The organism is Streptomyces sp. NPDC050738 (assembly GCF_040654175.1).
Lineage (GTDB): Bacteria > Actinomycetota > Actinomycetes > Streptomycetales > Streptomycetaceae > Streptomyces.
In genome coordinates this window covers 18,761-32,810 of the sequence record NZ_JBFAHN010000008.1, presented here as the reverse complement: position 1 = coordinate 32,810, position 14,050 = coordinate 18,761, and the positions used below count along the sequence as shown (strand labels likewise).

Genomic DNA, 14,050 nt, shown 5'->3' with positions numbered 1-14,050 from the left:
CGGACAGGGTGCCGCCCTCATCCTGCGATCTCCACCCGTTTTCCCTTGCCGGGCAGGCGCAATCCCGGGTGCGGATCCACACCCGGCCGAGCAGAATCACCGGCATGCCCAAGAAGATCACCAGCCGACTCGCGCGCGCCGCCGCCAAACAGCGCTTCGTGAGGGTCCACCGCTCGATCGAGGGCGCCGACACCCTCGACGGTTTCGTACTGGCCACCTCGCCTGCCTGGACGCTCCTGTCGACCGCATCCGACCTGCGCAACGACGGCTTCTCCGCCATCCGTACGACCGACATCACCCGCGTCGGCCGCCGCGACAACGACCTGACCGTCCGCGTTCTGCGCCAGCGCGGACACTGGCCGCCGGCGCACCCGCCCCTGGACCTGACCGACCTCCCCGGGCTGCTGCGCGACGCCGCGGCGCACCATCCGCTCCTCTGTCTCCATCTGGAGCGTCAGAATCCCGACGCGTGTTGGGTGGGCACCCCCGTGGAGTTCCGCCCCAAGTCATTCCGCGTACGGGAAATCGATCCGCGAGCCCACTGGATCGAGATGCCGGTGAAGTACCGCTACAAGGACATCTCCCGAATCGACTTCGGCGGCCACTACGAGAAGACCTTGGCCGAGTTCGCGCAGCCCTGATCGCATCAGGCCTGTGTCCTTGGAACGGCCAGATGACAGGATGCCGGGACACTGAGCGAAAGAGGCCGGGCACCATGGGGCGGAGCGAGCGGGGGGCGGTTGCCCTGGGTGGGCAGCTGCGACGGACGGCGCAGGGGGTGGTCGATGACCATGCGCGCGCTGTCGAGGCCGTACGGAACACGCTGAAGCCGATCTGCGACGGGCTCGCCGAGCGTGAGCTGGACGCGATCCCGATCGCCCGGCTGAAGGACGTGACCGAGGGCAGGCTCCGGCTCGGCGAGGTGGAGCGGGGCGGGTTCCGGACCGTACGGGAAGTCCTCGACGCCGGGCCGTACCGTCTGCGGCAGATCCCCGGAGTCGGCCAGCACACCGCGAACCAGGCCTTTGCGGCCGCCGGCCAGATCTCCGATGCCGTACGGGAAACCATCGCCGTCCATATCGACGTGGACCGGCCCGACCCCCGGACCACCGAGCTGGTCATCGCCCTGCATCTGCTCGTGGAGGCGGGCTCCGAGGCGCAACGCGCGGTCGATGCGGCCCGCACGCTGGCCGAGCGGCTCCTGCCGCTTCTCGCCGACGCCAAGCCCGCGACCGGGCGGCTGCGCCTTCTCGTGGCCGGGAAGGAGAAGAAGGCGAGGGCGCTGGCTGCCGTTGCGGAGATCCGTGAGCTGACCGAGGCGGCGGAGCGCGACGGGGTTCCCGAGTTGATGGCTCAGGCTTCGGTCGATCTGCTGCGGGGACCTGCGACCGAGGTCGAGGCCCTGGTCGATTTCGAGCTCCGTTCCGCCGAGTACTACAGCCTGATCGCCGAGATCTCCGGCCGCCGCCCCGACCCCGCCGCGGCGGAGGGGTTCCTGCCCGATGAGGTGGCCGCGCGGGTCCGGGCGCAGCCGCTCGACGACAGCCACCGCCGGGTGTCGCTCCGCGGGTATCAGGCCTTCGGCGCCCGGTTCGCCCTGGCTCAGCGCCGCGTGCTCCTCGGCGACGAGATGGGGCTCGGCAAGACCATCCAGGCGATCGCCGCTCTGGCGCATCTCGCAGCCGGCGGCCAGAGCCATTTCATGGTCGTGTGCCCCGCCAGCGTCCTGATCAACTGGACGCGCGAGATCGAGAAGCGGAGCACTCTGCGCGCGATGCCGCTGCACGGGCCCGAACGTCAGGAGGCGTTCGCCGACTGGAAGGGCAGGGGCGGTGTCGGGGTCACCACCTTCGATGCGCTGCGTGGATTTCCTGCTCCTGGGGGCGGGGAGCTGGGCATGCTCGTCGTCGACGAGGCCCACTTCGTGAAGAACCCCAACGCCCGCCGTTCCCAGGCCGTTTCGGGATGGGCGGAGCACTGCGACCGCGTGCTCTTCCTCAGCGGTACGCCGATGGAGAACCGCGTCTCGGAGTTCCGGAGCCTGGTCGGGGTCCTGCGGCCCGCACTCGCCGAGGACATCGGCGACCACGCCGGAGTGGCCGGCTCCAAGGCCTTCCGGCAGGCGGTCGCGCCCGTCTATCTGCGGCGCAATCAGCAGGACGTCCTGGCGGAACTGCCCGCGCTCCAACACACCGACGAGTGGGAGGAGTTGAGCGCTTCGGATGAGGACGCCTACCGGGAAGCGGTCCTGGCGGGCAACTTCATGGCCATGCGCAGGGCTGCGTACGCGCACCCGGAGAAGTCCGCCAAACTCAACCGGTTGCGGGAGATCGTCACGGAGGCCGCGGAGAACGGGCTGAAGGTGGTGGTGTTCTCCAACTTCCGTGCCGTACTGGGAGCGGTTGAGGAAGGACTGGCCGAAGACGGCCCGCTCTTCGGCCCCCTCTCGGGAAGCGTGCCGCCCGCGCGACGCCAGCAACTCGTCGACTCGTTCGCCGCCGCCCCCGGCCACGCGGTGCTCCTGGCGCAGATCGAGGCGGGTGGGGTGGGCCTCAACATGCAGGCCGCGTCCGTCGTGATCATCTGCGAGCCGCAGATCAAACCGACCATCGAGCACCAGGCCGTCGCGCGGGCCCACCGTATGGGACAGGTGCGCTCGGTCAGCGTCCACCGGCTGCTCGCGACGGGCGGGGTGGACGAGCGGATGGTGCGGATACTGAAGAACAAGTCCCGTCTGTTCGACGCCTACGCACGCCGCAGCTCGGTCGCCGAGTCGGCACCGGACGCCGTGGACGTGTCGGACACCGCGCTGGCCCGGCGCATCGTCGAGGAGGAACAGGCGCGGCTCCGATGAGCACTGAACGAGTGACGTTGGTGGAGGAACTGGCCCAGCTGGCCGCGACAGGGGCTGTGGGAGCGCTGCGGCCCGGTGCCCGGCTGGCCGATGTTGCCGCCGCATATGGCGAGCCCGCAGACCTGGGGCAGGTGAGCCGGAAGCACCGCTGGCCACGTCGCTTCGGCGCCGGGTCGGTCGAGTTGCTCTTCTGCCGGTGCCGCACGCTTCGGTCGCTGACCCTGTCCTTGATGCAGGACCCGGTCACGCTGCCCGGCCCTGGCCCCGGCCAAGTGCGTCGATTCGACGCGCATGTCACCGAGCCGGCGCTGGCCACCTCCATGGGCGGCAGGAGCTGCCAGTGGACAGTCAGGGATTACGAGTTCGGGCAGCGCGACCTCGAACTCTCGCCTGCCGAGGAGGTTCGGGTGAGCTTCGCCTTCGTGGACCGCGACAGTCATGACGGTCCACGGTTCGAGGAGTGGACCCTCGCCAAAGCGGGCTTCTGGACCTTGGGCCACGGCGCGTGTCCCGAACCCTAGTGCCGCCCCCGGCCCGACCCGGGACACGAAACCGCCCCCTCCCGGCATTGGGGTGCCGGTCGGGGGCGGGGTTTCGGGGAGGGTGGCCCGGGAGGGTCAGCCCTGGTGGGGGTACGTGTAGTTCGTCGGCGGGACCAGGGTCTCCTTGATGGCCCGGGTGAGGGTCCAGCGCTGGAGGTTCTGGGGGGCGCCCGCCTTGTCGTTCGTGCCCGACGCGCGGCCGCCGCCGAAGGGCTGCTGGCCGACGACCGCGCCCGTCGACTTGTCGTTGATGTAGAAGTTGCCCGCCGCGTAGCGGAGCTTGTCCATCGTGTACGCCGCTGCCGCGCGGTCCGAGGCGATGACCGCACCCGTCAGGGCGTAGTCCGAGGCCGACTCCATCTGGGTCAGCATCGCGTCGTACTCGGCGTCCTCGTAGACGTGGATCGCGAGGATCGGGCCGAAGTACTCCGTCGTGAAGACCTCGTTGGAGGGGTCCGTGCAGGCGATGACCGTCGGGCGCACGAAGTAGCCCACCGAGTCGTCGTACGTGCCGCCCGCGACGATCGTGCACGTCGGGTCGGCTGCGGCGCGGTCGATCGCCGCCTTGTTCTTCGCGAAGGAGCGCTCGTCGATGACCGCGCCGATGAAGTTGGAGAGGTCGGTGACGTCACCCATCGTGATGCCGTCGACCTCGGCCGCGAACTCCTCCTTGAAACCGGAGTTCCAGATCGAGGCGGGGACGTAGGCGCGCGAGGACGCCGAGCACTTCTGGCCCTGGTACTCGAACGAGCCGCGCGTCAGCGCCGTCTTGAGGATCGCGCGGTCCGCGCTCGGGTGCGCGACCACGAAGTCCTTGCCGCCCGTCTCGCCGACCAGGCGCGGGTAGGTGCGGTACTTCGTGATGTTCTCGCCGACCGTCTTCCACAGGTACTGGAAGGTGGGGGTCGAGCCGGTGAAGTGGATCCCGGCCAGGTCGCGGTGGTTGAGCGCGATCTCGGAGACCGCGATGCCGTCGCCCGTCACCAGGTTGATGACGCCCTTGGGGAGGCCGGCCTCCTCCAGGAGCTGCATCAGCAGGACGGCCGCGTGCGTCTGCGTCGGGGACGGCTTCCAGACCACCACGTTGCCCATGAGGGCGGGGGCGGTGGGGAGGTTGCCCGCGATGGCCGTGAAGTTGAAGGGGGTGATCGCGTAGACGAAGCCTTCGAGCGGGCGGTGGTCCAGGCGGTTCCAGACGCCCGGGGAGTTCGCCGGGGGCTGCTCGGCGAGCAGGTCGCGGGCGTACTTCACGTTGAAGCGCCAGAAGTCGACGAGCTCGCAGGGGGTGTCGATCTCGGCCTGCTGGGCGGTCTTGGACTGGCCGAGCATCGTGGAGGCCGCGAGGGTCTCGCGCCACGGGCCGGACAGGAGCTCCGCCGCACGCAGGATGATCGCGGCGCGGTCGTCGAAGGCCATCGCGCGCCAGGCGGGGGCGGCCGCGAGGGCCGCGTCGATCGCGTCCTGGGCGTCGGCCTGCGTGGCGTGGGCGGACGTACCGAGGACGGCCTTGTGGTTGTGCGGCTGTACGACGGTGAAGCGCTCGCCGCCGCCCATCCGCTTCTCACCGTTGATCGTCATCGGCAGGTCGATGGGGTTCTCGGCCAGCTCCTTGAGCTTGGCCTCCAGACGCGCACGCTCCGCGGAGCCGGGGGCGTAGGAGCGGACCGGCTCGTTGACGGGGGCGGGGACCTGGGTTACAGCGTCCATGAGTTCCTGAACTCCTTTGTGAGGAAGGGGTGGGAGGAGGGCTCAGCCCTTGGTGAGGATGGAGCGTGCGAAGAAGAGCAGGTTGGCCGGCTTCTCCGCGAGGCGCCGCATGAAGTATCCGTACCAGTCGGTGCCGTAGGCGGTGTAGACGCGCATACGGTGTCCCTCGGCCGCGAGCCGGATGTGCTCTTCGCTGCGGATCCCGTACAGCATCTGGAACTCGTACTCGTCCAGCTTGCGCCCGGCGCGCCGTGCGAGCTCCTGGCTGATGGCGATGAGCCGCGGGTCGTGGGAGCCGATCATCGGGTAGCCGTCGCCGGCCATGAGGATCTTGACGATGCGTACGTACGCCTTGTCGATCTCCGCCTTGTCCTGGTACGCGACCGACGCGGGCTCCTTGTAGGCGCCCTTCACGATGCGGACCCGGCTGCCGGCCGCGGCAAGGCGGCGCGCGTCGTCCTCCGTACGGAAGAGGTACGCCTGGATGACACAGCCGGTCTGCGGGAAGTGCTTCCGCAGCTCCTCGTGGATGGCGAACATCGAGTCGAGGGTGGTGTGGTCCTCGGCGTCCAGGGTGACGGTGGTGCCGATCGCGGCGGCGGCCTCGACGACCGGGCGGACGTTGGAGAGTGCCAGCTCGTGGCCGCCCTCCAGTGCCTGGCCGAACATCGAGAGCTTGATGGACATCTCGGCCCTGGTGCCCAGGCCGAGGTCCTTCAGACGGTCGATGAGCTCCAGGTAGGCGTCGCGCGCCGCGTGGGACTGCTCGGGGGTGGTGATGTCCTCGCCCACCACGTCGAGGGTGACTTCGAGCCCCTTGTCGGTGGCGTCGATGACGACCTTGACGACCTCGTCGACCAGCTCACCGGGGATGAAGCGGGCCACGACCTGCTTGGTGCCGGGGGCCGCCGAGATGAAACGGCGCATCTTGTCGCTTCGCGACGCGGCAAGGATCACGGGTCCCAGCACGGGGCACCTCCAAGGAAAGGGGTAGCAGGGGGCGCGTACCCGGCACTTCGGGTACGGCACGGACAACCACCGTGAAACCTATGGATCTCTCCGATCCTCTGCCATCGACAGCTGTCACGCATTCGTGGCCCGCCTCTCAGACATATGTCTGAAGGGGTGCGAGAATGCCGGAGTGAAAGGCGATTACCAGGACCTGGCCGACGAGATCTCGGCGCTGCTCGGCGCCCCCGCGACGCTGGAGGACCGGGATTTCCGGCTGATCGCCTTCGCCGCCCACGACAGCGAGGACGACCTGGCGATGGACCCGGTCCGCACCCGCTCGATCCTCACCCGGCGCTCCACGGCGGCGGTACGCACCTGGTTCGAGGGGTTCGGCATCACGCGCGCCACCGGGCCTGTGCGGATCCCGGCGGCTCCCGACGCCGGTGTCTTCCGGGGGCGCACCTGTCTGCCCGTACGCCATCGGGGCATCGTCCTCGGCTATGTGTGGGTCCTGGACCATGAAGAACATCAAGGGGACGCGCACGGCCCGACGGCGGAGCAGCTCGACGCCGCCATGGAGGTGACGGCGCGCATCGGGGCGCTGCTCGCCGACGAGGCGCAGGCGGGCGCCGACCTGACGCGCGAGTTCCGCGAGGTGCTGACCGCCGAGCGGGGCTGGCAGCAGGACATGGCGGTGGCGGCGCTGCGCACGGCGCTCGGCCCGCGCGCGGAGGGGCTGCATGTCGTGGTCTGCGTCGCGCCCTGGCCCTCGGCCGATCCCGACGACGCCCCCTCCGTCTCGACGGTCCCGGCGGTGGACGCGCTGTGCACCGTGCCGTGGGGGGCCGCGGAGTACGCGCTGGCCGCGCTCGTACGGCTGCGTTCCGCAGACGCGCTCGCCCCCGCCCTCGCGGCGGCGGCGAAACTGCGGGCGGCGGGCCGGGGGCAGGCCTCGGCGGGCATCGCCGATCCGCGCCGTGAGCTCGGGGAGCTGGCCGCGGCCTGGCGGGAGGCGGGGGCGGCGGCCCGTGCGGCGCTGGCGGCGCCGCGGCTGGGGGCGGATGCGCAGTGGTCGGCCATCGGTCCGTACCGGCTGCTCACCGCGCTGCCGGCCGGAGCCGCGCAGGACCGCGGTGTGACGCCGCTGCTCACGGAGACGAACCGGCAGCTCGCCCGTACGGCGGAGACGTTCCTGGACTGCGCGGGGCAGGCGGGCCGGACGGCGGCGGAACTGGGCATCCACCGCCAGACCCTTTACTACCGGCTCTCGCGCGTGGAGCAGCTCACGGGCCTGGACCTGGACGACGGAGAGGACCGGCTGCTCCTGCACATGGGGCTGAAAGCCGCCAGGCTGGGGTAGACACGAGCATCCGTGCCACCGGAGGAGAGCATCGCGTGAAGATCCACCTGACCAGCATCTGCGTCGACGACCAGGCCGAGGCCCACCGCTTCTACACCGAGATCCTCGGCTTCGTGACGAAGCACGACGTCCCGGTGGGCGAGGTCGACCGCTGGCTGACCGTCGTCTCCCCCGAGGAGTCCGGCGGGACCGAGCTCCTCCTGGAGCCGTCCGGTCACCCGGCCGTCAAGCCCTACCGCGACGCGCTCCGCGCGGACGGCATTCCGCTCGCGCAGTTCGCCGTCGACGACGTGAAGGCGGAGTACGAGCGCCTGAGCGGCCTGGGCGTCCACTTCACCCAGGAGCCCGTCGAGATGGGTCCCGTCACCACCGCCGTCTTCGACGACACCTGCGGCAATCTGATCCAGATCGCGACCGAGCCGCAGTAGGCCAGGGGGCCCCGCTCGTCAGCCTGCGTCCTTCGCGGCCTCCATGATGCGCCGCAGCGCCTTGGTCATCTGGTCGGCGGTGGGCGCGTGTTCGGGGTCGAAGACCCACTGGGCGATGATGCCGGTCATCAGCGTCATATAGAACCGGCCGATCGTCTCCAGGTCCTCGTCGGTGACGTCCGACTCCTCGCCGCCGAGCACCATCGGCACGAAACCGCGGGCGCCTTCGATCTGCGCTGTCCTCAAGTGGTCGCGCAGCTCGGGCATTTGATCGCCCATCGCGACGATCTCCATGCTGAGCCGCCACATGGATTTCGGTCCGCCCATGGTGGCGATGACGTTCGAGAAAACTTCGTGGAAGCGGTCGAGGGAGCCCGGCGCGGTCCCCGACTGTGCGCGCTCGGTCCCGTCGAAGGTCTCCGACGCACCCTCGACCAGGGCTACGTACGCCTGGGCGAGGAGCACGTCCTTCGATCCGTAGTGGTAGCCGATGGACGCGAGGTTCGTCTTCGACTCCTTGACGATGTCGCGCGCGGTGGTGCGCACGAACCCCTTCTCCAGCAGGCAGCGCTTGGCGCCTTCGAGCAGATCTTCACGGTGTCCCATGCGTCCACCCTACCCCCGATCCATACACTCGTCCTATACCGCCGTCTTAAACGGAGGCCGGGCGGCCGGAGGGAAAACAGAACCGGGCCCGGACCGCAGTGGAGAACGCGGTCCGGGCCCGGCAACGTACCTGCTAGTCCGCCAGGTTGACCGAGCGGGCCGAAGCCGCGCCGATCTCGGCGGCCAGCTCGTTGAGCACCGTCTGCGGCACCGTGTCGTCGACGGTCAGGACGGCGAGGGCCTCGCCGCCCGCGTCGGCGCGCGCGACCTGCATGCCGGCGATGTTCAGCCCGGCCTCGCCGAGGATCTTGCCGACCGCGCCGACCACGCCGGGGCGGTCCGCGTACCGCAGCACGACCATGTGGTCGGCGAGGGCCAGGTCCACGTCGTACTCGCCGATCGCGACGATCTTCTGGAGGTGCTTGGGGCCGGCGAGCGTACCGGAGACCGAGACCTCCTCACCGCTGGAGAGCGTGCCGCGCACGGTGACCACGTTGCGGTGGTCGGGCGACTCGGAGGAGGTCGTCAGACGGACCTCGACACCGCGCTCCTGCGCGAAGAGCGGCGCGTTGACGTAGGAGACCGTCTCGTCGACGACATCCTCGAACACACCCTTGAGCGCGGAGAGTTCGAGCACCTTGACGTCGTGCTGGGTGATCTCGCCGTACACCTCGACGTCGAGGCGGGCCGCGACCTCGCCCGCGAGCGCGGTGAAGATACGGCCGAGGCGCTCGGCGAGCGGCAGACCCGGCTTCACGTCCTCGGCGATGACGCCGCCCTGGACGTTGACCGCGTCCGGGACGAGCTCACCGGCGAGGGCGAGGCGTACGGAGCGGGCGACGGCGATGCCGGCCTTCTCCTGGGCCTCGTCGGTCGACGCACCGAGGTGCGGGGTGCAGACGACCTGGTCGAACTGGAAGAGCGGGGAGTCCGTGCAGGGCTCCTTCGCGTACACATCCAGACCGGCGCCGGCGACGCGGCCCTCCTTGAGAGCCGTGAACAGCGCGGCCTCGTCGACGATCCCGCCGCGCGCGGCGTTGACGATCCGCACGGTCGGCTTGACCTTGTGGAGCGCGTCGTCGCCGATCAGGCCGAGCGTCTCGGGGGTCTTGGGGAGGTGCACGGTGATGAAGTCCGAGACCTCGAGCAGCTCGTCGAGGGTGAGGACCTTGACGCCCATCTGGGCGGCGCGCGCGGGCTGTACGTAGGGGTCGTACGCGACGATCTTCATGCCGAAGGCCGACATGCGCTGGGCGACCAGCGCGCCGATGCGGCCGAGGCCGACGACACCGAGGGTCTTCTCGGCGAGCTCGACGCCCGTGTACTTCGAGCGCTTCCACTCGCCGGCCTTCAGCGCCTGGCTGCCCTGGGGGATGTTGCGGGCGGTGGCGATGAGCAGACCGCAGGCGAGCTCGGCGGCGGTGACGATGTTGGAGGTCGGTGCGTTGACCACCATGACGCCGGCCTTGGTGGCGGCGGAGACGTCGACGTTGTCGAGGCCGACACCGGCACGGGCGACGACGCGAAGCTTCTTGGCGGCTGCGATCGCCTCGGCGTCGACCTTGGTGGCGGAACGTACGAGAATCGCGTCCACGTCGGCGATGGCGGGCAGCAGTTCGGCGCGGTCCGCGCCGTTGCAGTGCCGGATCTCGAAGTCCGGGCCCAGTGCGTCGACAGTGGCGGGCGACAGCTCTTCAGCGATGAGTACGACAGGTTTCGAGCTCACGTGAGTCCTCACAAGTCCAGTGCGGACGGCCGTCCCGACGGCCGCAGGCGGTGGAGGGGCTACCGGCGTGGAGACGCACGACGCTGTGGGCCTGACGCAGATGTGGTGTGCAGTCTAGTGCTGTGCCGGGGCGGCAAATACGCCCCTGCGGAAGGATCACCCTCACGAGGGTGGACGTGCTGTACAGGCGTGCGAGCCGGGGTGCGCCGCCGGAGCGCACGCGCTCCGATCCGCCGGGCCGCACGCCCTGGCGCCGGTGGCGGCAGCCCGTTGTGGACGGCCGCCACCGTGGCGCGGAAACGGGGCCGGTGCTCTGCCCGGCTCCCGCTTCCGCGCCGAAAGGCTTACGCCTCTTCGTTGACCCAGCTCATGAGCTTGCGGAGCTCCTTGCCGGTGGTCTCCAGGAGGTGCTCGGAGTCCGCGGTCTTGTACTCGTTGTACTTCTTCAGACCGCCGTGGTACTCGGCCATCCACTGGTTGGCGAAGGTGCCGTCCTGGATCTCGGCGAGGACCTTCTTCATCTCGGCCTTGGTGGCGTCGGTGATGATGCGCGGGCCGGTGACGTAGTCGCCCCACTCGGCGGTCTCGGAGATGGACCAGCGCATCTTCTCCAGGCCGCCCTCGTACATGAGGTCGACGATGAGCTTCAGCTCGTGGAGGCACTCGAAGTACGCGATCTCCGGCTGGTAACCGGCCTCGGTCAGCGTCTCGAAGCCCGCCTTGACGAGCGCCGCGGTGCCACCGCAGAGAACGGCCTGCTCGCCGAAGAGGTCGGTCTCGGTCTCCTCGGTGAAGGTCGTCTTGATGACGCCGGCGCGGGTGCCGCCGATGCCCTTGGCGTAGGAGAGGGCGAGCTCGAGGCCCTTGCCCGTCGGGTTCTGCTCGACGGCCACGATGCACGGGACGCCGCGGCCCTCTTCGTACTGACGACGGACGAGGTGGCCCGGGCCCTTGGGCGCGACCATGCAGACGTCGACGTTGGCCGGCGGCTTGATGAAGTCGAAGCGGATGTTCAGACCGTGGCCGAAGAACAGCGCGTCGCCGTCCTTGAGGTTGTCCTTGATGGACTCCTCGTAGACCTGCGCCTGGAGCGGGTCCGGCACCAGGATCATGATGACGTCGGCCTCGGCGGCGGCCTCGGACACGGTCACCACGCGCAGGCCCTGCTCCTCGGCCTTCGCCTTGGACTTGGAGCCCTCGTGCAGACCGACGCGGACGTCGACACCCGAGTCACGCAGCGACAGCGCGTGGGCGTGGCCCTGGCTGCCGTAGCCGATGACCGCGACCTTGCGGCCCTGGATGATGGACAGGTCGGCATCGTCGTCGTAGAACAGCTCGGCCACTGGGATATCTCCTATGTGTGCAGGTGGTGCACCCACCGTACGGCGGGCGGGGGGAGGGAAGGTTTACGGGTCCGGGATCCGGACTCAGGCGCTGCGGTCGAGTGCCCGCAGGGAGCGGTCCGTGATGGACCTGGCGCCGCGCCCTATGGCGATCGTCCCGGACTGGACGAGCTCCTTGATGCCGTACTGCTCCAGCATCTTGAGCATCGCCTCCAGCTTGTCGGCGCCGCCGGTGGCCTCGATGGTCACGGCGTCGGGTGAGACGTCGACCGTCTTGGCGCGGAACAGCTGGACGATCTCGGTGATCTGGGAGCGCGTCTCGTTGTCGGCGCGGACCTTCACCAGGACGAGCTCGCGCTGGATCGCAGCGCTGGGCTCGAGTTCGACGATCTTCAGGACGTTGACCAGCTTGTTGAGCTGCTTGGTCACCTGCTCGAGGGGCAGATCCTCGACACCGACCACGATGGTGATCCTGGAGATGTCGGGGTGCTCGGTGACACCCACGGCGAGCGAGTCGATATTGAAGCCTCGGCGGGAGAACAGGGCGGCGATCCGGGCGAGGATGCCGGGCGTGTTCTCGACGAGGACGGAGAGCGTGTGCTTGCTGGACATGGTGGCTGGTCTCTCTCTCGGCTCTTCGCTCAGTCGTCTTCGTTGTCGCCGAAGTCGGGGCGGACGCCACGGGCGGCCATGACCTCGTCGTTGGACGTTCCGGCGGCCACCATCGGCCAGACCATGGCGTCCTCGTGGACGATGAAGTCCACCACGACGGGGCGGTCGTTGATGGCGTTGGCCTCGGCGATGACCTTGTCCAGGTCCTCGGGGCGCTCGCAGCGCAGCGCCACGCAGCCCATGGCCTCCGACAGCTTCACGAAGTCGGGGATACGGGTGCCGGTGTTGGCCCCGCCCTCGCCCTCGCCGTTGTGCAGCACGGTGTTGGAGTAGCGGTTGTTGTAGAAGAGGGTCTGCCACTGGCGGACCATCCCGAGCGCGCCGTTGTTGATGATGGCGACCTTGATCGGGATGTTGTTGAGCGCGCAGGTGGTCAGTTCCTGGTTGGTCATCTGGAAGCAGCCGTCGCCGTCGACCGCCCAGACGGTGCGATCGGGCATGCCCGCCTTGGCGCCCATCGCGGCCGGGACCGCGTACCCCATCGTCCCGGCGCCGCCGGAGTTGAGCCAGGTCGAGGGCTGCTCGTACTTGATGAAGTGCGAGGCCCACATCTGGTGCTGGCCGACGCCCGCCGCGAAGATCGTGCCCTCGGGGGCCGCCAGGCCGATGCGCTCGATGACCTGCTGCGGGGAGAGCGAGCCGTCCTCGGGCAGGTCGTAGCCCACCGGGTAGGTCTCGCGCCAGCGGTTGAGGTCCTTCCACCAGGCCGCGTAGTCGCCCACGTGGCCCTCGGTGTGCTCGGCCTGGACCGCCTGGACCAGGTCGGCGATGACCTCGCGGGCATCGCCCACGATCGGCACGTCGACCTCGCGGTTCTTGCCGATCTCGGCCGGGTCGATGTCCGCGTGGATGATCTTCGCGAAGGGCGCGAAGCTGTCCAGATTGCCGGTGACGCGGTCGTCGAAGCGGGTGCCGAGCGCGATCAGCAGGTCGGCCTTCTGCAGCGCGGCGACGGCGGTGACCGCACCGTGCATGCCGGGCATTCCCACGTGCAGCGGGTGGCTGTCGGGGAAGGAGCCGAGCGCCATCAGTGTGGTGGTGACGGGCGCTCCGGTGAGCTCGGCCAGGACCTTCAGTTCGGCGGTCGCGCCGGCCTTCATCACGCCGCCGCCGATGTACAGCACCGGGCGCTTGGCCTGGGTGATGAGCTTCGCGGCCTCGCGGATCTGCTTGGCGTGCGGCTTGGTCACCGGGCGGTAGCCCGGCAGATCCATCTGCGGCGGCCAGGAGAACGTCGTCTTCGCCTGCAGCACATCCTTGGGGATGTCGACGAGGACGGGGCCCGGACGGCCGGTCGAAGCGATGTGGAACGCCTGGGCGATCGCCCTCGGGATGTCCTCGGCCTTGGTGACCAGGAAGCTGTGCTTGGTGATCGGCATCGTGATGCCGACGATGTCCGCCTCCTGGAAGGCGTCGGTGCCGATCGCGCTGGTGACGACCTGGCCGGTGATCGCGACGATCGGCACGGAGTCCATCATCGCGTCCGCGATCGGCGTCACCAGGTTCGTGGCGCCGGGCCCCGAAGTCGCCATGCAGACCCCGACCTTGCCGGTGGCCTGGGCGTAACCGGTGGCCGCGTGACCCGCTCCCTGCTCGTGACGGACCAGGATGTGACGGACCCGCGTGGAGTCCATCATCGGGTCGTACGCCGGGAGGATCGTGCCGCCGGGGTAGCCGAATACCGTGTCGGTGCCGACCTCTTCGAGGGAGCGGATGAGGGACTGCGCACCCGTGACGTGCTCGACGGCGGAGGCGGCGTGCTGTCCGCCGTTACGGGCCCGCGGCTGCGGATGGTGGGCCCCGGTGGCCTGCTCGGTCATCAGCGTTTCTCTTCTCGAAGCTGAGGGATTTGCGAGGGTTT

The 14,050-nt window shown here is 69.5% G+C and carries 12 protein-coding genes; 5 read left to right on the top strand and 7 right to left on the bottom strand.

Features of this window, described 5'->3' with window-relative positions; genetic code table 11:
* Nucleotides 1–104: 104 nt before the first annotated feature.
* The 3 genes from AB0H78_RS21400 to AB0H78_RS21390 all read left to right on the top strand — a co-directional run bounded on the left by AB0H78_RS21400 (nt 105) and on the right by AB0H78_RS21390 (nt 3,375).
* Entirely contained in the window at nt 105–641 is a 537-nt protein-coding gene (locus AB0H78_RS21400; protein ID WP_363236097.1) for a hypothetical protein, read from the top strand.
* 74 nt (nt 642–715) lie between these two features.
* Nucleotides 716–2,854 (top strand): DEAD/DEAH box helicase, encoded by a 2,139-nt coding sequence (locus AB0H78_RS21395; protein WP_363236096.1) that lies wholly within the window; start codon nt 716–718, stop codon nt 2,852–2,854.
* Nucleotides 2,851–3,375 carry a hypothetical protein gene (locus tag AB0H78_RS21390; RefSeq protein WP_363236095.1) on the top strand — a complete coding sequence of 175 codons (525 nt, stop codon included), beginning with the start codon at nt 2,851–2,853 and terminating at the stop codon, nt 3,373–3,375. Before AB0H78_RS21395 ends, AB0H78_RS21390 begins: the two co-directional genes overlap by 4 nt.
* Before the next feature lie 96 nt (nt 3,376–3,471).
* Here AB0H78_RS21390 and pruA read toward each other — a convergent pair whose 3' ends face one another.
* Together pruA and AB0H78_RS21380 are read right to left on the bottom strand one after the other, a co-directional pair.
* Nucleotides 3,472–5,103 (bottom strand): L-glutamate gamma-semialdehyde dehydrogenase, encoded by a 1,632-nt coding sequence (gene pruA / locus AB0H78_RS21385; RefSeq protein WP_363236094.1) that lies wholly within the window; start codon nt 5,101–5,103, stop codon nt 3,472–3,474.
* Nucleotides 5,104–5,145: 42 nt separating this feature from the next.
* Entirely contained in the window at nt 5,146–6,072 is a 927-nt protein-coding gene (locus tag AB0H78_RS21380; RefSeq protein WP_363236093.1) for a proline dehydrogenase family protein, read from the bottom strand.
* 172 nt (nt 6,073–6,244) lie between these two features.
* Between AB0H78_RS21380 and AB0H78_RS21375 the strand changes: the two genes are divergently transcribed.
* Nucleotides 6,245–7,414 (top strand): helix-turn-helix domain-containing protein, encoded by a 1,170-nt coding sequence (locus AB0H78_RS21375; RefSeq protein ID WP_363236092.1) that lies wholly within the window; start codon nt 6,245–6,247, stop codon nt 7,412–7,414.
* A 35-nt stretch (nt 7,415–7,449) separates the two neighbouring features.
* Complete coding sequence (locus tag AB0H78_RS21370; protein ID WP_363236091.1) at nt 7,450–7,842, top strand: VOC family protein; 393 nt, start codon at nt 7,450–7,452, stop codon at nt 7,840–7,842.
* An 18-nt stretch (nt 7,843–7,860) separates the two neighbouring features.
* Here the strand turns inward: AB0H78_RS21370 and AB0H78_RS21365 are convergent, their stop codons facing one another.
* From AB0H78_RS21365 to AB0H78_RS21345, 5 genes are all read right to left on the bottom strand, one after another.
* Nucleotides 7,861–8,448, bottom strand: a complete 588-nt coding sequence (locus tag AB0H78_RS21365; protein ID WP_363236090.1) for a TetR/AcrR family transcriptional regulator — start codon at nt 8,446–8,448, stop codon at nt 7,861–7,863.
* 133 nt (nt 8,449–8,581) lie between these two features.
* Entirely contained in the window at nt 8,582–10,174 is a 1,593-nt protein-coding gene (gene serA, locus AB0H78_RS21360; protein ID WP_363236089.1) for a phosphoglycerate dehydrogenase, read from the bottom strand.
* A gap of 344 nt (nt 10,175–10,518) precedes the next feature.
* Nucleotides 10,519–11,517: a ketol-acid reductoisomerase gene (ilvC, locus tag AB0H78_RS21355; protein ID WP_363236088.1), complete on the bottom strand. Its 999-nt coding sequence runs from the start codon at nt 11,515–11,517 to the stop codon at nt 10,519–10,521.
* An 84-nt stretch (nt 11,518–11,601) separates the two neighbouring features.
* Nucleotides 11,602–12,129 carry an acetolactate synthase small subunit gene (gene ilvN, locus AB0H78_RS21350; protein WP_363236087.1) on the bottom strand — a complete coding sequence of 176 codons (528 nt, stop codon included), beginning with the start codon at nt 12,127–12,129 and terminating at the stop codon, nt 11,602–11,604.
* A gap of 29 nt (nt 12,130–12,158) precedes the next feature.
* Nucleotides 12,159–14,009, bottom strand: coding sequence for an acetolactate synthase large subunit (locus tag AB0H78_RS21345; protein ID WP_363236086.1), 1,851 nt, complete (start codon nt 14,007–14,009; stop codon nt 12,159–12,161).
* Nucleotides 14,010–14,050: the final 41 nt, after the last annotated feature.